The 17,845-nt window shown below is 65.2% G+C and carries 23 protein-coding genes; 12 read left to right on the top strand and 11 right to left on the bottom strand.

Annotated elements, in window-relative coordinates:
- Window positions 1–61: 61 nt before the first annotated feature.
- From rpsR to rpmB, 4 genes are read right to left on the bottom strand one after another with little or no spacing between them, the layout of a single operon-like run.
- Complete coding sequence (gene rpsR, locus C3B44_RS08065) at window positions 62–307, bottom strand: 30S ribosomal protein S18 (protein WP_108431927.1); 246 nt, start codon at window positions 305–307, stop codon at window positions 62–64.
- Window positions 308–324: 17 nt separating this feature from the next.
- Window positions 325–630 (bottom strand): 30S ribosomal protein S14, encoded by a 306-nt coding sequence (gene rpsN / locus C3B44_RS08060; protein ID WP_108431926.1) that lies wholly within the window; start codon window positions 628–630, stop codon window positions 325–327.
- A gap of 2 nt (window positions 631–632) precedes the next feature.
- Window positions 633–797, bottom strand: a complete 165-nt coding sequence (gene rpmG, locus C3B44_RS08055) for a 50S ribosomal protein L33 (RefSeq protein WP_108431925.1) — start codon at window positions 795–797, stop codon at window positions 633–635.
- A gap of 3 nt (window positions 798–800) precedes the next feature.
- Complete coding sequence (rpmB, locus tag C3B44_RS08050; RefSeq protein WP_108431924.1) at window positions 801–1,037, bottom strand: 50S ribosomal protein L28; 237 nt, start codon at window positions 1,035–1,037, stop codon at window positions 801–803.
- A 375-nt stretch (window positions 1,038–1,412) separates the two neighbouring features.
- Here rpmB and C3B44_RS08045 point away from each other — a divergent pair, with 375 nt between their 5' ends.
- The 5 genes from C3B44_RS08045 (at window position 1,413) to C3B44_RS08025 (ending at window position 4,759) form a co-directional block, all read left to right on the top strand.
- A complete protein-coding gene (locus C3B44_RS08045) occupies window positions 1,413–1,688 on the top strand; it encodes a type B 50S ribosomal protein L31 (RefSeq protein WP_108431923.1) in 276 nt (91 codons plus the stop codon).
- An 18-nt stretch (window positions 1,689–1,706) separates the two neighbouring features.
- Window positions 1,707–1,880 carry a 50S ribosomal protein L32 gene (gene rpmF / locus C3B44_RS08040; RefSeq protein WP_108431922.1) on the top strand — a complete coding sequence of 58 codons (174 nt, stop codon included), beginning with the start codon at window positions 1,707–1,709 and terminating at the stop codon, window positions 1,878–1,880.
- Window positions 1,881–2,595: 715 nt separating this feature from the next.
- Entirely contained in the window at window positions 2,596–3,912 is a 1,317-nt protein-coding gene (locus C3B44_RS08035; RefSeq protein WP_108431921.1) for a S1C family serine protease, read from the top strand.
- A gap of 43 nt (window positions 3,913–3,955) precedes the next feature.
- A complete protein-coding gene (locus C3B44_RS08030; protein ID WP_108431920.1) occupies window positions 3,956–4,543 on the top strand; it encodes a MogA/MoaB family molybdenum cofactor biosynthesis protein in 588 nt (195 codons plus the stop codon).
- A gap of 3 nt (window positions 4,544–4,546) precedes the next feature.
- A complete protein-coding gene (locus C3B44_RS08025) occupies window positions 4,547–4,759 on the top strand; it encodes a hypothetical protein (protein ID WP_108431919.1) in 213 nt (70 codons plus the stop codon).
- 14 nt (window positions 4,760–4,773) lie between these two features.
- Here the strand turns inward: C3B44_RS08025 and mscL are convergent, their stop codons facing one another.
- The 3 genes from mscL to C3B44_RS08010 are packed head-to-tail and all read right to left on the bottom strand — an operon-like array spanning window position 4,774 to window position 6,601.
- Window positions 4,774–5,235, bottom strand: coding sequence for a large-conductance mechanosensitive channel protein MscL (gene mscL / locus C3B44_RS08020; RefSeq protein ID WP_412841950.1), 462 nt, complete (start codon window positions 5,233–5,235; stop codon window positions 4,774–4,776).
- Window positions 5,236–5,287: 52 nt separating this feature from the next.
- Window positions 5,288–5,938, bottom strand: a complete 651-nt coding sequence (locus tag C3B44_RS08015) for an SAF domain-containing protein (RefSeq protein ID WP_108431917.1) — start codon at window positions 5,936–5,938, stop codon at window positions 5,288–5,290.
- A gap of 51 nt (window positions 5,939–5,989) precedes the next feature.
- Window positions 5,990–6,601 carry a 5-formyltetrahydrofolate cyclo-ligase gene (locus tag C3B44_RS08010; RefSeq protein ID WP_108431916.1) on the bottom strand — a complete coding sequence of 204 codons (612 nt, stop codon included), beginning with the start codon at window positions 6,599–6,601 and terminating at the stop codon, window positions 5,990–5,992.
- Between the two features lie 89 nt (window positions 6,602–6,690).
- On the opposite strand from C3B44_RS08010, the gene C3B44_RS08005 reads away from it, so the two are divergent.
- The 4 genes from C3B44_RS08005 (at window position 6,691) to sepX (ending at window position 10,917) form a co-directional block, all read left to right on the top strand.
- Window positions 6,691–7,635 carry a UTP--glucose-1-phosphate uridylyltransferase gene (locus C3B44_RS08005; RefSeq protein ID WP_108431915.1) on the top strand — a complete coding sequence of 315 codons (945 nt, stop codon included), beginning with the start codon at window positions 6,691–6,693 and terminating at the stop codon, window positions 7,633–7,635.
- A 108-nt stretch (window positions 7,636–7,743) separates the two neighbouring features.
- Window positions 7,744–9,045, top strand: coding sequence for a molybdotransferase-like divisome protein Glp (gene glp / locus C3B44_RS08000; RefSeq protein ID WP_108431914.1), 1,302 nt, complete (start codon window positions 7,744–7,746; stop codon window positions 9,043–9,045).
- A gap of 29 nt (window positions 9,046–9,074) precedes the next feature.
- Window positions 9,075–9,743: a GNAT family N-acetyltransferase gene (locus C3B44_RS07995; protein WP_235840414.1), complete on the top strand. Its 669-nt coding sequence runs from the start codon at window positions 9,075–9,077 to the stop codon at window positions 9,741–9,743.
- Window positions 9,744–9,831: 88 nt separating this feature from the next.
- Complete coding sequence (gene sepX, locus C3B44_RS07990; RefSeq protein ID WP_108431912.1) at window positions 9,832–10,917, top strand: divisome protein SepX/GlpR; 1,086 nt, start codon at window positions 9,832–9,834, stop codon at window positions 10,915–10,917.
- 1,727 nt (window positions 10,918–12,644) lie between these two features.
- On the opposite strand, the gene C3B44_RS07980 is transcribed toward sepX, so the two are convergent.
- From C3B44_RS07980 to C3B44_RS07970, 3 genes are all read right to left on the bottom strand, one after another.
- Entirely contained in the window at window positions 12,645–12,833 is a 189-nt protein-coding gene (locus C3B44_RS07980) for a hypothetical protein (RefSeq protein ID WP_242979238.1), read from the bottom strand.
- A 186-nt stretch (window positions 12,834–13,019) separates the two neighbouring features.
- Window positions 13,020–13,670 carry a DNA-3-methyladenine glycosylase I gene (locus tag C3B44_RS07975; RefSeq protein WP_108431910.1) on the bottom strand — a complete coding sequence of 217 codons (651 nt, stop codon included), beginning with the start codon at window positions 13,668–13,670 and terminating at the stop codon, window positions 13,020–13,022.
- A gap of 3 nt (window positions 13,671–13,673) precedes the next feature.
- Window positions 13,674–14,183: a methylated-DNA--[protein]-cysteine S-methyltransferase gene (locus tag C3B44_RS07970; protein ID WP_108431909.1), complete on the bottom strand. Its 510-nt coding sequence runs from the start codon at window positions 14,181–14,183 to the stop codon at window positions 13,674–13,676.
- 66 nt (window positions 14,184–14,249) lie between these two features.
- Between C3B44_RS07970 and C3B44_RS07965 the strand changes: the two genes are divergently transcribed.
- Window positions 14,250–14,651 (top strand): DoxX family protein, encoded by a 402-nt coding sequence (locus tag C3B44_RS07965; RefSeq protein WP_108431908.1) that lies wholly within the window; start codon window positions 14,250–14,252, stop codon window positions 14,649–14,651.
- Complete coding sequence (locus tag C3B44_RS07960) at window positions 14,652–15,353, top strand: zf-HC2 domain-containing protein (protein WP_108431907.1); 702 nt, start codon at window positions 14,652–14,654, stop codon at window positions 15,351–15,353.
- A gap of 15 nt (window positions 15,354–15,368) precedes the next feature.
- Here C3B44_RS07960 and C3B44_RS07955 read toward each other — a convergent pair whose 3' ends face one another.
- Entirely contained in the window at window positions 15,369–16,922 is a 1,554-nt protein-coding gene (locus tag C3B44_RS07955) for a dolichyl-phosphate-mannose--protein mannosyltransferase (RefSeq protein WP_108431906.1), read from the bottom strand.
- A 55-nt stretch (window positions 16,923–16,977) separates the two neighbouring features.
- On the opposite strand from C3B44_RS07955, the gene rsmI reads away from it, so the two are divergent.
- Entirely contained in the window at window positions 16,978–17,838 is an 861-nt protein-coding gene (rsmI, locus tag C3B44_RS07950) for a 16S rRNA (cytidine(1402)-2'-O)-methyltransferase (RefSeq protein ID WP_108432618.1), read from the top strand.
- Window positions 17,839–17,845 lie beyond the last annotated feature (7 nt).

The following is a 17,845-nucleotide window of genomic DNA, read 5'->3' as shown; positions in this document are numbered from 1 at the left end:
CTTTTGACCTGGTCACACAGCCAGAGGCAAAAGTACGCTGTTGCGTGCTCGACTCAAGCCTTTAGCGGCTGGTGAACGGCAGGAGAGCCATCTCGCGGGCGTTCTTGACCGCAGAGGCGACCTGGCGCTGCTGCTGCGGCGTCAGGCCGGTCACGCGGCGGGAACGGATCTTGTGACGATCGGAGATGAACAGGCGCAGGGTCTTGGTGTCCTTGTAATCGACACTCTGGATGCCCTCGGCCTTGAGCGGGTTCTTCTTCGGGCGGCGAGACTGCTCGACCCGGCCCTTCTTGTTGTTGCGCTTCATTTTCGCAGTCACTCCCTTTACCAGCTGGACTTACGAACGCCCGGAAGCTCACCGCGGTGAGCCATCTGGCGCATACGGACACGGGACAGGCCGAACCGGCGGAGGTAGCCGCGCGGGCGACCATCGTGGGAGTCGCGGTTGCGCACACGCGACGGGGAGGCGTCGCGGGGCTGACGGTTCAGCTCGAACTGAGCCTCGAGACGATCCTCGTCCGAGGTCTTCGGGTTCTTGATGATGGCCTTGAGCTCAGCGCGACGCTCCGCGTAGCGGGCGACGATCTCCTTGCGCTTCTCGTTCTTAGCGATCTTGGACTTCTTCGCCATATTTATCGCTCCTCGCGGAATTCGACGTGCTTACGCGCGACCGGGTCGTACTTCCGCATGGAGATGCGGTCCGGGTTGTTGCGCTTGTTCTTACGGGTGACGTAGGTGTAACCGGTGCCAGCCGTGGACTTCAGCTTGATGATCGGGCGAATGTCATTACGGGGCATTGCTTACACCTTCTCTCCGCGGGCACGGATCTTGGCGACGACAGACTCGATACCGTCGCGGTCAATGACCTTAAGACCCTTGGTGGACACGTTCAGGGTGATGGTACGGCCCTCGGAGGGCAGGTAGAACCGCTTGCGCTGAATGTTGGGGTTCCAACGGCGCGAGTGGCGGCGGTGCGAGTGTGAGACGGTCTTGCCGAACTTCGGCGAACGTCCCGTGGCCTGGCAAATAGCCGACATGGGTGCTTCTTTCTCCTTGCCGCCCACGACAGTCTCATTCATCGCGCCGCACCGAACGGAGTGTGAGGGAATGCTCGGGGCGCCGACGAAAGCCAGCTGACGGGGCGTAGACGATTACTTTCGACAACAGCAAGCATCTAATATACATTCCGCTTCCCACATCTCCTAATCCCATCTGACTAGGCGCGATTAGGAAAACCGGGACCCGGTGGCTAAACTCTCGGTGGTTGGCGATCGCTTCTAGCGGTCGCGTCGCAACGTTTTGTCGTACATCGCAAACCCAACTCAGGCACGATCACCCTAGGCTTCCGTTTCATTCGGCGAAGTCATGCGGGGTGAACCGACCTGAAGTGCAATCCTGAGGGAATCGATACCATGAAGAAGGATATTCACCCGGATTACCACCCGGTGGTCTTCCAGGACGCCGGCACTGGCTCCAAGTTCCTGACCCGTTCCACCGCCACCTCCGACCGCACGGTCACCTGGGAGGACGGCAACGAGTACCCGCTGATCGTCGTGGATGTCACCAGCGAGTCCCACCCGTTCTGGACCGGTGCGCAGCGCCTCATGGACACCGCTGGCCGCGTCGAGAAGTTCCAGCAGCGCTTCGGTGGCATGGCCCGCCGCAAGAAGAAGACCGACAACAAGTAATAAGGAGGGTAGAAGACAATGGCAACTCCCAAGTTCAAGAAGTCCCGCGCGAACACCCGCATGCGTCGTTCGCAGTGGAAGGCCGACAACGTCGCCCTCCAGGAGGTCACCATCAACGGTCAGAAGGTGCGCATCCCGCGCCGCCTCGTCCGCGCCGCCAAGGAAGGCCTGATCGACGTCGAGCAGTTCTAAAACTGCTTTTGGCCTTTCGGCGTCTGCGCCCCTGCTGTTAAGCGGGGGCGTTTTTGTTTGGGGTTTTGCCGCGGGAAAGGGCCCCAGGGGGGGGAGAGCGGAATAGCCCGACAAGGGAGTAGGGGATACCTCGTTGGAATAACGCGGTAGCGCTGGTCGAAAGCAGGGCTATAGAAAGGACTACTGGTTTCGACTTCGTGGGACTCGTTTATATAGGGGTGATTTCGACCAGCGTTAGCGCAATATGGGGGTTTGGGGGATAGAGGGTTGGTGTCGCCGGCCAGTCGTCTCATCCGTCTCATTGGTCTCTTCTGTGGGGCTCTTGCGGTCGGTTGGCTCCGCCTTGGCATGCAGCGCTACCGCTGTTCGAAAGCAATCACACCGAAAGGGCTATTCCTTTCGACCGCGCGGGACTCATTTCTGTCTTGCTGCTTTCGACCAGCGCAAGCGCGCCACGCCCACGGAAAGCGGCCGGCGCAAGCCGAAAAGCGTCCCGCGACCCCTCAAGCCCCAAACGCCCCGCCAGCATGCGTTGCGCCGCCGACAACCGTCAGACGACCGTCTGAATCTATATCTTTGCACCCACCCATAAGTCATGCACTATTGTGGGCAGGTAATCCCAGGTGAAGGTATACAGCAAACATTCAGACTGTGTGTTTAAGGTGGCCAGTCTGAAAACAGCGCAGTCACAGAGCAAAGGTACACAGTAGCCTCCATGAACGAAGACCAGAGACCGCGCCCAGAAGGCGGGCGCGACGGTTACGAATCCCATAGCTCGCCCTACGGCAGCTGGCCCGGCGCCGAAAGCCCCCAGAGCCCGCAGAGCCCCCAGGGCGACGGCGCCGGCACCACCTCGCCGTATCCAGGAAACCCGCAGAACCAGCCACCCCAAAACCAGCAGCCGGTATTCCAGCAGAGCCCCTCGAGCGACAACCCCAACCAGAAGCGCGGCCCGCGCAAGGTGGGGCTGGGCGCGGCGCTGGCACTGATGCTCGTGGGCGCCGTGGCGGCCGGCAGCATCGTCGGTGTTGTGGCCACGCAGTTCGGTCCTGGTTCGTCGTTTGCGCAGCAGGAGTCGGCGACGGAGGCGCTGCGTCAAGAAGCGAATGACATCCCGGAGCCCGCGGACGGCAGCGTTGCCCACGTCGCCGAGGAAGTCCTGCCGGCGGTGGTCTCCATCCAGGCGATCTCCCGGATTGGCGCCGGTGAGGGCTCTGGTTCGATTATCAGCCCCGACGGGCTGGTGCTCACGAACCACCACGTCGTTGCCGATGCGCGGGACGGTGGCCTGCAGGTCACGTTGAATAACGGCGAGCGCCACCCAGCGGAGTACGTCGCTTCGGATCCGAACACCGATATCGGCATCATCCAGATCCAGGGTGTCAGCGGCCTGCCCACTTTGGAGTTCGGCGACTCCGATCAGCTTGTGGTGGGCCAAGAGGTCGTGGCCATCGGCGCCCCGCTGGGCCTGTCTGGCACCGTGACCTCCGGTATCGTTTCCGCCCTCGAACGTCCGGTGCGCGCCGTCCAGGGCGGCGGGGAGTCCTCACTGATCGACGCCATCCAGACGGATGCCGCCATCAACCCCGGTAACTCGGGCGGCCCGCTGGTGGATATGAACGGCAACCTCGTGGGCATCAACTCGGTGATCGCCTCGCTGTCGACGGGAGATACCGCCGGCTCGATTGGTCTGGGCTTCGCCATCCCGTCGAACTTCGCGCAGCGCGTCTCGCAGCAGCTCGTCGAAGATGGCGAGGCCACCCAGCCGATGCTGGGCGTGTCCGTCGATGCCCGCGACCCGATCGAAGGCGGCGCGCTGGTGGCCTCCGTCCAGGGCGGCAGCCCTGCCGACGAGGCCGGCATCCGGGAAGGCGAGGTCATCACCCGGGTCAACGACCGGGTCATCGACACCGCGGATTCCCTCATCACCGCGGTACGTTCCCACGATTTCGGAGAGACCGTCACCCTGGAGGTTCTCGACCCCCAGACCGAAGACACCCGTGAAGTAGAAGTGACCCTGACGGACGAGTAGATTAACGGCCAACGAGGTCTAAAAACATTCCAGGAGACTAATAATGAAAGCTAGTGCGGAGGCCCTCGCCACAGGCTCCGGCAGCGAGCGGCTCGCCAACATCGCCGAACCAGATGCCGCGTACCTGATCGCCACCGAGCGTGAAACCAACGCGCCCCGCCGCCCCCGCGCGCTCGTCGTGCTGGTGGCGGACCGCGTGCTGGAATCGGGCGAAGACACCGACATGCTCGTCGCCGAGCTGCTGACCGAGGCGGGTTTCGATGTCGACGGCGCCGTCTCCGTGCGCTCGAAGAAGTCGCAGATCCGCAAGGCCATCGAGACCGCCGTGGTCGGGGGAGTGGACTTCGTGGTCACTGTCGGCGGCACCGGCGTCGGCCCGCGCGATAAGACCCCGGAGGCCACGAAGGACGTCCTCGACCAGCGAGTCCACGGCATCGCCCAGGCGCTGCGGGCCTCAGGTCAGGCGTGCGGCATCGTCGAGGCCACCTGCTCGCGCGGGGTGGCGGGGATTTCTGGTTCGACGGTCGTCGTCAACCTGCCGGCCTCCCGGGCGGCGCTTCGCGACGGCCTGGCCACCCTCCCGCCGCTGGTCCACCACCTGATCTCGCAACTGCAGAAGCACAGCGCCTAAATCATGGCCAGCCCGAGAAAGCTGCGCCGCGTGGTGCGGCGCAGCGCTGTCGATTATGACCGCAGCGCAGATACCCCTGGGAGCTGGGCCGATCGTGAGCCCAGCGTGTTGAACTTCCTCGACGGCGAAGAGGTTGCAGACGACACCCACGACACAGAGGAAGGGGCGGTCGATCGCCTTCTCGACGAACGACCGCCCCACTACGGCGGCGACTAAAAGCTCACCCGGCGTTAGTCCTCGGCCCGGTGCGCTCCGCCGGTGGAGGGGTTGTTGGCGGAGGCGCGCTCGTCGGCAAGCAAATCCCGAATCTCGGTGAGTAGCTGGGTCTCGGTCGGGTCCTCGGCCTCCTCCTCGACGCCGGAGCGGCGCTTCTGCAGCTCCTGGAGCTTGTTCATCGGCATGACGATGAAGAAGTAGACCACGGCGGCGATCAGCAAGAAGTTGATCACCGCGGTGATGATGGCGCTGAAGTCGATGGTGGTGGCGACGTCGTCGGCACGCAGCTGGATGGACAGGCCGCCGACCTCCGGGTCGCCGAGGACAGCGATGAGCGGGTAGATGAAGTTGTCCGTGAGAGCCGTGACGATGTTGGTGAAGGCGGCGCCGATGACCACGGCGACGGCCAGGTCGATGACGTTGCCGCGCATGATGAATTCTTTGAAGCCCTGCAGCGTGGTGGAGCCCTTTCTCAGAACAAAGCCGTGGACTGTCCACGGACACAGTGCGCACTGATTATAGGGGGAACTAATTCTGGGAGGCGAGCCCAGCCGCGGAAGTGAGAACAACGCCCAAAGGGGAAGTCAATGAGGCCGAGGCCACAGTCTGGGCGTCGTGCTCGGATAAAGCGATGAGCACGGTGTCGGGGTTGTCCTCATCAGCGACCACCACCCGCCCGCCGCGCGCCAGCACCGAGGAGGCGCCGTCCTCCTCGCTGGGGCTGGTGAGGATGGTGACGGTATCGCCATGGCTAAGCAGGTTCACCGTGGCGGGATCGGCCAGGCGCACCGGCACCACGGTGGTGACCTCGGGGGCGCCTTCGCCATTAGCAGCGTCGTTGAAAGACTGCACCAAGGCCGAGCCGGTGATGCGCACGTCGGTGACTATTTCGCCGCGCCCGGCCGCCGTGACGACGGTACGCCCCGCGGCGGCCTCGGGGTCGGTGATGGCGCCGTCGGGAATCGCCTCGGCCGGGATACTCACAAGCCGCAAATCCTCTACGGTGACCGTGTCCCCAGCGGCCAGCGCCCGGGAGAAGACGACCACCTGCGGATCGCTGCGCAGCGTACCACCGATAGCGACGAGTACGGCGACGATAACCAAGATAGCGGCGATGAAACGGCGAATCAGCAGGCTGCGCCGGTAGCCGGGGCGGGAGAAAAACGCGGGAAGCTGCATAACTCCCTTAGACCCGCGCCGGCGCCCCACGGTTCCCTCGGCACGCACTGCCTAGCGGAAGTCCGTAATTCCTTCCGGGGTAATGGCCATGTCGACGTGCTCGTCATGGTCCTCGGCGATGACTTTGTCTGTGATCTCGCCGGAAAACTGCAGGGCCACGGTCAGGGGCGTGCGCCCGTCGCCCGCCAGCGAACGCAGCTCCTGCAACGTGCGGTCGTAGTAGCCGCCGCCGCGGCCCAAGCGCACCCCTCGTTCAGAGACCGCCAGCGCGGGAACGAAGACCACCGAGCACTCGAGTAGCGCGGAGGTATCGCGATAAGGCTCCAACGGTTCGACGATGCCCAGCGAACCGGTGCGCGTGCGCTCGGGATCCTGGTAGCGGCCCCACTCCAGGCGGCCCTGAGGGCGGGTGACCGGCAGATAGAGGGTGTGTACCTCGCTGCGCAGCGTCTCGACGAGCAGGCGGCCACCCGGCTCGGTGGCCTGGGGATGATAGGTCGCCACGCGTACCGGATGCGCGGGTTGGGCGCGCACCAGGGCGACGGCGAAAGAGATCACGGCGGCCGATTGGCGGTCGATGTCGGCGGTGTTAAGGGCCCGGCGGGCGTCGGCAAGCTGGCGGCGCAGCTGGGTCTTCGCGTTCTTGTCCGCGTTAGCACTCATGGCTTCCAAGCCTAAAACACCGCAGTCTTCGCCCGCTTTCGGGCGGGTTAGTGCACCGATGCCGCGGCGGAGAACGGTAAGGTCAAACTATGGCTGAACCGACTGAGAAGTCCCGCAACGGTGTGCGCACCGTGGTTGTCCCCGCCGCCGGCATGGGCACCCGATTCCTGCCCGCGACCAAAACGGTCCCGAAGGAGCTGCTGCCGGTGGTCGACACCCCCGGTATCGAGCTGATCGCGGAAGAGGCTTCCCAGCTGGGGGCCAGCCGGCTCGCGGTGATCACCGCCCCGAACAAAGACGGCGTCCTCGATCACTTCGGTGAGTTCCCGGAACTCATCGCCACGCTCTCGGAGCGCGGTAAGGATACCCAGGTGGTCAAGGTGAAGCGGGCCGCGGAGCTGATCCACCCGGTCGCCGTCGTGCAAGACCGCCCGCTGGGCTTGGGTCATGCGGTCGGGCTGGGGGAGGAGGCCCTCGATGAGGACGAGGACGTCTTCGCGGTCATGCTCCCCGATGATCTGGTGTTGCCTTATGGGGTCGTTGAGAAGATGGCCCGCGTGCGCCAGGAGTTCGGCGGCTCCGTGCTCTGCGCCTTCGACGTCGCCCGCGAAGAGGTCTTCAACTACGGCGTCTTCGCGGTCGAGGACGTCGCCGGCGATGCCGGCGTGCCGGGCACCCGGGTGAAGAAGGTCACCGGCATGGTGGAGAAACCGGACCCGGAGGACGCGCCGTCGACGTTCGTCGCCGCCGGGCGCTACCTGCTCGACCGGGCGATCTTCGACGCACTCAAGCGCATCTCCCCGGGCAAGGGCGGTGAGCTGCAGCTGACCGACGCCATCGAGCTGCTCATCCAGGAGGGTCACCCGGTGCATGTCGTCGTCCACGAGGGCTCCCGCCACGATTTGGGCAACCCGGCCGGCTACATCCCCGCCAACGTCGACTTCGGTCTGCACCACGAGACCTATGGTCCTGCCCTCTACCGCGCGATTAAGCAGATCGTCACCGATTACGAGAAAGAAAACGGTCTCGCTTAACCTCGCTTATCCCCGTTATGCCTGAACGCTGATGGCCCCGGCGAGGGCTAGACTACGTTAGGCTCAACCGATTTCCGCTTGTCCGAAGCCTGTTAAAAGGAGTGCCGCATGAGGTCCGTCGAGGAACAGCTGGCGATCATGACCGATGCCGCCGTGACTCCGGAACCGGTGCGCACCACCATCGCGGAGGCCCTCGGTTTGCGCTCGGCGGAGGAGGTCCAGGCCACCCAGCCGCTGCCGAGCTTTGCGCAGGCGGCGGTCGACGGCTACGCGGTTCGCGCCGTCGACGTCGGCGGCGAGAAGTCGCTGACCCGCCGGGCACCGGAGACAGAGGGCGAGGAGGGCGATGAGCCCGTCGAGATCGAAGCCCCTCAGGTCACCACGTCGCTGCCGGTCGTCGGCGAGGTGCCGGCGGGATCCCGGCAGTCGTTGAAGCTGCACCCCAACCAGGCGGTGCGCGTGCACACGGGCGCGCCGATCCCGACGCTCGCTGATGCGGTCTTACCCCTGGAATGGACCGACCGCGGGCGCAAGCGCGTGACCGCCCACCGCCCGGTGCGCTCCGGGGACTTCGTGCGCCGCGTGGGCGATGACATCCAGCCCGGTGACGTCGCGGTGAGCGCCGGCACCATCTTGGGCCCTGCCCAGATCGCGCTGCTGGCCTCCGTGGGCCGCGCGAAGGTCTTGGCCTATCCGCGTCCGCGCGTGAGCGTTCTATCTTTCGGCCACGAACTCGTCGACATCGACCGTTCGCCGGAACTCGGCCAAGTCTATGACGTCAACTCGCACTCCCTGTCCGCCGCGGCGGCCGAGGCGGGTGCCGACGTCCAGCGCGTCGGCATCGCCGCCGGAGAGCCCCGCCGGCTGCGCGAGATCATCGAAAACCAGATGCAGCGCAGCGAGCTCATCGTCATCTCTGGTGGCGTCGGCGGCGCCGGGGCCGAGACCATCCGCGAGGTACTCGAAGAGCTCGGCGAGATCGACACCACCCGCGTGGCCATGCACCCTGGCTCCGTCCAAGGCTTCGGGCTTTTGGGCCGCGAGCGCATCCCGGTGATGCTTCTGCCGTCGAACCCGGTCTCCGCGCTCGTCAGCTTCGAGGTCTTCGCCCGGCCGCTTCTGCGCGCCTCCCAGGGCAAGCGGGCTACCGAACGTCGCGTCGTGCGGGCGCGCTCCGTCGGTCATGTGGATTCGATCGCCGGGCGCCGTGGCTTCGTGCGCGCCCGTCTCATGCGCGATGCCGATACCCAGGACTACCTCGTCGAGGGTCTCGGGGGTGCCACCGGCGCGCCCGCCCACCTGCTGGCCGGTCTCGCGGAGGCGAACTCCATGATCCGCATCCCCGAAGACGTCACCGAGATTCGCCCGGGCGACATCGTGGACGTCATCTTCTTAGCGCAGCGTTCGTGATGCTCGATCCTTTCCGCCGAGTAGGCACCATGCGGGGTCCAGCCACCGCCGAACCCGATGCCGTGCACCCCGGCTGGCCCGAGGCGACCGGCACCGTCGTCATGCCCAGCGGCGACGAGGTGCGCCTGCGGCCGCTGGTGGCGCGCGACGGGCAGGCGTGGGCGTCGACACGCGTGGTGGACAAGGCGTGGCTCAAGCCGGTCGAGCCCACCCAGCCGGGCACCTGGATCGAGGCGCATGACGACGCCGCGTGGCGCCGCAACTTCCGCAACCTGCGCGATCACGCCCAAAACGGGCGGGTCGTGCCCCTGGTTATCGAGGTCAACGGCGATTTCGCGGGGCAGGTGACCATCGGCAACATCCAGCACGGGTCGATTTCGGAGGCCTGGATCGGCTACTGGGTGTATTCCGCGCACATGGGCAAAGGGATCGCCACAGCCGCCTGTGGGTTGGGTACCGATCACGCCTTTCAGCGCATCGGGCTGCACCGGCTGACCGCCACCTACCTGCCGGATAACCCGGCCTCGGGGAGGGTGCTGGCGCACAACGGTTATCGCGAGGAGGGTTATCTCACCGGCAACCTGCATATCGACGGCCGGTGGCGCGATCACCACTTCGTCGCGCAGCTGGTGGATGAGTACCCGACGACCTGCATCGAAAGACTCATGGTGGCCGGCCGGGTCACGGCGTGGCGGTAAAAGAGCCGGGGGATCGCGGCTAAAATCGAGCAGACGGACACATCCCGATATTGATGCTGAAAAGGCATGAGAGAGGTCGTCGCAGAACATGTCCCCGACACTGATCATCATCCTGATCATCGTGGTCTGGTTGATCGTGCTCGCCCCGCTGCTGTTGCGCGGGCAGAAGCCGATCCACAAATCCGGCGAGGCTTTCGACGACACCCGCGTCCTCCACGAAGGCGGCACCGGTTCGCTGAGCTCGAGCCGCCGGCCGCGCGTGAGCCCCGCCGACGTGCGGGTGCGGGAAGACGAGGACTACGAACTCGTCGAGGCCGAGGCTGATCCCGTCGAGGACGAAGAGCAGTTGCTTATCGACGAACCGTCCCACCGCGTACGGCAGCAGGAGCAGCCGGCCGAGCAGGTGGTCGACGGGGAGGTCGTCGAGGCTGAGGCTGAGACTGAGACGGCTGCGGATACCGACGGTGTCGGCGGATCGACCGCGTATAGCGTGCTGAAGGCCCGCGAGGATGCCGACGCACAGGAGGCGGAAGGTGCCGATGAACTGCGCGGCGGCGAGTACCCGGTGGACGAGTCCTACACCAACCCCGGCGACCTGCTGCACCCCTACGCCCGCGCCGAGGCTGCCGACGATGCGCACGAAGAGGCGGCTGAGACGGGGGCCGAATACCAGAAATCCGCTGAGCGAGCCGCGGATGTGGAGGCCGAGGACCTCACCGACGACGATGTCGCCTTCGCCCGCTCCCGCAGCGGCCGCGGCGGCTGGGACCCGGAGCGCGATCAGAAGCGTTCCGACGACCTCTACGCCCGCCGTCGCCGCACCCTCGCCGGCCTGGCCGTGGCGGTGGTGCTGACCGTGGCGCTCGGCATCATCGTCGGCGGCTGGGCGTGGACGCCGGCCGTGGTGGCGCTCGTGCTCACCGGCGCCTACCTCGTGGCGCTGCGCAGCCAGGTCCGCTCCGAGAACGCGCTGCGCCGGAGGCGACTGCAGCATTTAAAGCGGGCGCGGCTGGGCGTTCGTCAGTCAGGAGTGCCCCGCCAGTTGCGCCGCCCCGGAGCCGTCGTGATGGAAATCGACGACGATAGCCCTGACTTCGACCACCTGCCCACCGCCCGTCCGGGCGACTTCTATGACGACGACGGCAACTCCTCGCGCCTGCATGCCGCCGGCTAGGTGAGCGCCTCAGCGGCTGAACCTCTTCTACTTCTTCGAGGACTTCTTCAAGGGCGGCTTCGTCTTCTGTGCGGTGGCCTGGTCGCTGCAGAAGAGGCGGCGACAGATTCGGGGTAGGTGGTAGCAGGTTTCCGGCTACGTGGTCGCCCCTTAGTTCCGGCGCATCTCTGGTGCGTGGCCCTGTAGTTCGGTGTTTTCTGTGTGATTAGTGAAGGGGATTCTTCTCCTTTTTGGGCGTACAGAGATTGCGGCGATACACTTGATTCCACGCTGTAATCGCACCCCGAAATATCTCATGTCGGAGTGTACTTACCGCAGTGTTCCTTGCATCTTGGTGATCGGAGTCTGAAAAGAATTGCGGGACCGCCGCCTTGGCTTACTGGCGGAGGTGAAGAAAACGAAACACACCTACGACTATGCCGCGGCATAGTGCGGAGCGGGTTTTACGCACGTGCGTAATCGGGAATTGATGAATCCCGGGGAATTCATAGGTGCACGAGACACATTGCCGCCTGAGGCTTTTGGTTTTACGCACGGTCGTAAAACAGGCGCTGGCTGTCGGCACCGCTCGTCCTTCGCCCGGGCAGGACTGTCGTAACGACCCCGTAACCACGGCAGCTCCAGAATTCCTCCAGAATTCCTATGCCGTGGCATAGGGTGGTCTCTGGTTTTTACGCACGTGCGTAATCGGGAATCAATGGATCGCTGGAAACTCATAGGAACACGAGTCACATCGCCGCCTGCGGCCTCTGGTTTTTACGACGTGCGTAAAACGGGCGCCGGCTGTCGGAGTCGCTCGTCCTTCGCCCGGGTAGGACGGCCGCAACGACCTCTTAACCACGGCAGCCTCAGAATTCCTATGCCGTGGCATAGGGTGGTCTCTAGTTTTTAACGCACGTGCGTAATCGGGAATTGATGAATCCCGGGGAATTCATAGGTGCACGAGACACATTGCCGCCTTAGGTCCCCGTAACCGAGGATGCCGTGCGGCGAGCACTAGTGCCGTCGCGCTCGGGGTCTGCGGAGGGGATCCTGGGAGAACTGCCGGGGCCTGGGCAGTGGCAGCCGAGCGTCGGACGGTTGCTACCAACTCCTCGGAAACCGCCGCTACCTTCTTAAATCACCGCGGCGAAGGAAGTATGGGATGCCGCCAGGCCGAGCGGCCGAATTATGCCATGGCATAGTTTTCCGCAAAGGGCGCTGGGCACTGACTGGTGTATTCACCATGCGGCACTGTCCCTAGATTTTTCGTACGTATTCGGAATACCGTGAGGTTATAGCCATAGGTACTGACCGACCTGACCGGATACGACGTTCTTCGGATTTGAGTAATTACCCGGCCGAAGTCTTTGCTAAGGCCGAAGACCACCCGGTAATGGCAACCCGCGGTGATGGGGAAGCGCCGGTACGCAGCCTCGAGAACTCGCAACACAGCGGATCACTGTCGCCACCACGAAGCACGGAACGCTCGTTGAGCGCATGATCGAGGCATTCTCCTGGATGCCCGCATTATCGCCGGTAGACCGTGAAGCATGCAGCGTACGAGCTTTTTGACACTGCGCGAGCATCGTTTTCGACTGGGAAGGCGCACTTAGTGTTGGCGGAATTGAATTCCTGGAGGGAAACAGCCGTGGCACTCGCCGCAGGCTTGGGTAGTGCGGAGCCCGAGTGGCTCGAGGACTCCGAGGAAGCAGAGCGGCCGTGACGTGATAGCCGCGTAGAAGCGCTTAATCCTCCTTATCCTTCGCCTCCTTCTTCCTCTGGCCCGGGTTGTTGGGGACGGGCGATCCGGGCCGGTTGGCGTGCCACTCCTTCACCTCGTTCGCATCCCACAGTGGCATCCGGGCACCGAGATTAGTTACAGGCTTCGGGGTGCGGCCCTGAGAGTTGTAATTACGCCAGGCAGAAGCGCTCACGTCGAGGTACGCGGCGCAGTCGACCACGCGCCAGAGCTCGTTTCCGGTGTTTTGTCATGGATGACGGGGGTGATGGTCATGGGGGCGTCCTTTTCTGTTGAAGTTTAAAGTAGAGTATAGCGCGATATCGCACTGCTTGTCAGGGGGAAACCAAAATCATCGACGTCCCCGAGGACCCCCACTGAGCTAGCCTGCGGCCTCCGCATCATCCCACACTCCGGAGCTGCCGCGCCGGTGCGAGTCCATCAGATGCGTATCGATCACCCCGATCGCCTCCATGAGCGCGAACATGATCGTCGGGCCGACGAAGGTGAAACCATACGACTTTAGCTCTTTGGCCAGCGCCTTCGATTCCTCGGAGCTCGAGGGGATCTCGTCGACAGTGGTGGGGTAGTAGTTCTCCTCCGGCTGGTAGGACCAGACGATGTCGGCGAGGCTCGTGCCCTCCTTTTGCAGCTGAAGCGTGGCCCGGGCGTTGGTGATCGCGGCGCGGATCTTCTTTTCGTTGCGGATGATCTCCGGATTATCCAGCAACCGGGCGACGTCATCCTCGCCGAATCTTGCCACTGTGTCGATATCGAAGTGGGCGAAGGCTTCCCGGAACGCCTCCCGCTTGGCCAAAATCGTGCGCCAGGACAGCCCGGCCTGGAAGCCCTCCAGGCACAGCCGCTCGAAAACGGACTGATCATCATAAACAGGCATGCCCCACTCGGTGTCGTAGTAGTAGCGCAGGAGCTCATCACGCGCGGCCCACGGCGGGCGGGCCAAGCCGTCCTCGCCGATGATGACCCCGGTGGCGGTCGTGGACTCTGTGCTCTCTGTGGTGTTTTCTCCCATGCCTTATCCGACTGCTCCTTCCTCCCTGCGGTTCCCGGCCTCGAAGTCGAGCAACCACCGCTTCTTAGCGATACCGCCGCGGTAGTTACCGAGGCTGCCATCCGAGCGCACAACCCGGTGACACGGCAGGATAATCGGCACCGGGTTTCTGGCACACGCGGTTCCGGCGGCGCGCACCGCCCGCGGCGCACCGGCGGCCTGCGCCAGTTCAAAGTAGCTGAGCGTGTCCCCATAAGGAATCTCCGCCAGCGCCTGCTGGGCCCGGGACATGAAACCTTCGCCCGGGATATCCACCGGCGTGCGGAAACGCCTCAAGCGGCCGGCGAAGTAGTCGGCGAGCTCTGTGGCCGCCTGCTGCGCGTAGCCACCAGCGGCCGCACCAGCCCCGGCTGCGGTGAGCCCGTGGGGCGTGGGGTCGTCGGCAAGCAATACAAAGCGCACCCCGAGGGGCGAGGCATAAAGGGTGAGCACGCCGATCGGGGTGTCGATGATGCGCTTCGCCAAGCTGCTCATAGGATTCCACGCTACCTGCGGGCCGGCGTGCCGAAAGCATGCCCAGCGATGTTGTACCCTTGCGACATGGACAAACCGGTGGTGAGGGATGCGAGCCTGCTGATTCTGCGCCTTGTCCTCGGGATCATCTTTGTCGCGCACGGCTACGACAAAATCTTTCTGACCGGATTAGTCGAGACCACCGGCCAGTTCTCCGCGTGGGGGGTCCCGCAGCCGCAGCTGTCGGCCTACCTCGTCGCCGGCGTCGAACTCATCGGCGGCGCGCTCATGGTGCTCGGGCTTCTGACCACGTTCGTCGCTGGGATTCTCCTGCTCGTGGTGGCGGCCGCAGGGTATTTCGTGCACCTGCCCAACGGGTTATTCGTGGCGGATAACGGTATCGAGTTCGTCGCTGTGCTCGCCGCGGCGCTGCTGGCCATCGTCGTGTTCGGCCCTGGGCGGGCGAGCGTGGACGGAGCGCTGGAGTAGATGGTCGATCACGAGCAGGTCCAGGCCGCGGTCTCGGCGCGTCTCGACGGCGAGCCCACCGGCCTCGACGACGACGTCATCGACGCCCACCTCGCGGGCTGCGCCGAATGCCGCCGCTTCGCCGAGCAGGCTGCCCGCATGTCCGGTTCGCTGCGCTATGTCGAACCGCGTGACGACGGCATGTCTCCACCCCACGACCTCTCCGAAACGATCCTCGCCCAGGTGGAGCCGGAGTGGCGCCGGCGCGACTCGAACCGCCGGGCGGGCCTCGCTATCGGCCGGGTGGTGCTCACCGTGCTGGCGCTGCTGCACGGGTTGTGGGCGGTCGGGGCGCTGATCTCTACCGGCGGCCTGGCCCCGGTGAGTAGCGACGGCACCGTCCTCGCCCCCGCGGCAGAGCCGGAGCTGATGCGCCTCCTCGTCGAATCCGCCGGGCTGCGCTTCGCCCTGGCCGTGGCGCTGGCCTTCGGCGCTTGGAAACCCGGGCTGATCGCCGGCATCGCGATCATCCCCGCGACACTAACGGCCTTCCTCATCGGTTTTACGGCGCGCGATCTGGTGCTGGGCACCGTCGGCACCCCACAGTTGGCGTTGCTGGCGCTGCTGGTCGTCACTGTCCTGGCTCTGGCGGGGACCTGGCTGGCCGATCGCGGGGTGGCTTTAAAGCGCGCGTGGCGCACCCTCGGCGCCGACCCGCGCTAAGTGCTCGCTGTGCGTCTACAACCAGCTCGGCAGCCACATGATCTGCTGGAAGTACCAGTCCGGGATGATTACTCCGTAAAGGATCGGGGAGAAGTAGGCGAACATCGCCACGACCGCCGAGAGGTAGATGATCACCACGAACGTGCCCGAGGTGATCGGTGTCAGCGAGATCCAGTGCAGGAAGCGCAGCCTACGTCCGCCGCCGACCATGTGCCCTAAAGCGAGGGCGAGTAGGACGATCGTAAACGGCACGAGCGCGGTGGCGTAGAAGAAATACATCTGGCGGTCGAAGTTGATCAGCCAGGGGATGAACCCGGCGCCGAAGGCCACGAGCGGGATCACGAAGCGCCGGTCGCGGCCGATGGTGACTCGCCACAGTCCCCAGAGCAGCACCGGGACGGTGAGCCACCAGATGATCGGGGTCCCGAAGAGATAGATCATCGACCGGCAGCTGCCGGCCGCGCAGTCGATGCCGGTCGAGGAGTAGTAGAGGACCGGGCGCGTGGCCGCCAGCCAGGACCACGGCTTCGAATCCCAGGGGTGGGAGTGCCCGCCGGAGCTGGTGAGCTCGCTATGAAACTCCAGCACCGAGAGGTGGTAATACAGCCAGCCGGCCACGGCATCCGGAAAAAGCTGCAGCACAGAATCGGAGGCGATGGTGCCATCGGTGGCTGCGTGCCGGTAGACGGAGGTCTCGGAGGCGAACCACGCGCGGTAGGAAAAGATGTAGAGCAGCGCGGGGACGAGCACCAGCGATGCCAGCGCCGGCAGCGTATCGCGCACGAGGGTGCCCACGACATAGCGGCGCACCCCGTAGCGGCGGCGGAGATACAGATCCTGCAGCACGCTCATCAACCCGAAGAACGCGATGTAATACAGCCCGGACCACTTCACCGCCAGCGCCAGGCCCAGCAGCACGCCCGCGCCGAAGCGCCACCATCGAAACCCCAGCCGGGGCCCGAAGTCGCTGGTGTGGATGAGGCGGGCGAGGTAGGCGTCGTGAAGCCGGTGGCGCATCTGCTCGTGGTCCCGCGCGAGGCACACCGCCGCGGCGACCACCAGCATCACCTGGAAGGCGTCGAGCATGCCGAACTTCGCGGAGACCAACAGCACCCCGTCGCAGACGGCGATGATGCCGGCGAACGCCGCGACCTGCCAGGAGTGTGAGAGCCGGCGCGTCAGCTCCATGATGAGAACGACCGTGGCCACCCCGGCGAGCGCGACTATAAAGCGCCAGCCCAGCGGCGTATATCCGAACAGCGCCTCGCCGAGCGCGATGAGTTGCTTACCCAGCGGGGGATGCACCACGAGTCCGTAGCCGGGGTTCGATTCGATGCCGCCGAGGAAGGGGTTCTCGAAGCTTTCCACCATGTCGTAGGCCTGTGGGGCGTAGTGCTTCTCGTCGAAGACGGGGGTGCCGCTGACCTCGGGGTTCGTCAGGCCTACGAAACGGGTGATCAGCGCGGCCAGCGCGATGAGGGCGGTGGAGAGATAGTCGGCACGCCCCCACGCGTAACGACGCGGCGTCGGCGGGGGTGGGGCCGGGCGCGAACGTCGCGCGGTGGCCATCGTGCGGGTACTCACCACGACGAGTCTAGGGCAGAAGTGTGTCATGCTGGGGGACATGACTCACGCCTCTTCGCACCTGCCGCGCGGCGTCATCGTCGCCGCCACGCCCCTAGGCAACATCGAGGATGCCTCGCCCCGGCTCAAGCAGGCGCTCTCGCAGGCGGAGGTCATCGCCGCGGAGGACACCCGGCGCACGCGCGCGCTCGCGGCGGCGCTCGGCGTCGAGATCACCGGCCGGGTGGTGTCCAACTTCGATCACAACGAGGAGGCGCGCGTCGCCAAGCTTCTCGACGACGCACGCGCCGGCTCCGTCGTCATCGTCACCGACGCCGGCATGCCGCTGGTCTCCGACCCGGGCCTGGCGCTGGTCGACGCCGCTCACGACGCCGGCATCCCCGTCACCTGTCTGCCGGGCCCCTCGGCGGTGCCGACCGCTTTGGCCCTGTCAGGCTTGAACGTCGGGCAGTTCATCTTCGACGGCTTCGCCCCGCGCAAGGCCGGCGCGAAGCGGAGCTGGCTGGAATCGCTGGTGGGGCAGCCGCGGGCGGTGTGCTTCTTCGAATCCCCGCACCGGATCGCCGATACCCTCACCGTCGCCGCCGAGGTGTTGGGCGCGCGCCGGGCGGCGGTGTGCCGGGAGCTGACGAAGACGTTCGAGGAGGTCGTGCGCGGCGATCTGGCGGAGTTGGCGCAGTGGGCGGCCGAGGGTGCTAAGGGGGAGATCACGGTCGTCATCGAAGGCGCGCGCGAGCAAGAGACCACGCTGGATATCGCGGATCTGGTGGAAAACGTCGAGGCCCAAGTCGCCGCGGGAGTGCGGCTGCGTGACGCCTGCAAACAGGCGGCGGCGGGCACCGGGGTGAAGAAGCGGGAGCTTTATGACGCCGTCATCCACGCCCGCGATGACAAGCGCTAAACTAGAT

The sequence above is a fragment of the Corynebacterium yudongzhengii genome, assembly GCF_003065405.1.
Taxonomy (GTDB): Bacteria; Actinomycetota; Actinomycetes; order Mycobacteriales; family Mycobacteriaceae; genus Corynebacterium; species Corynebacterium yudongzhengii.
This window is presented reverse-complemented; position numbering and strand designations above follow the sequence as displayed.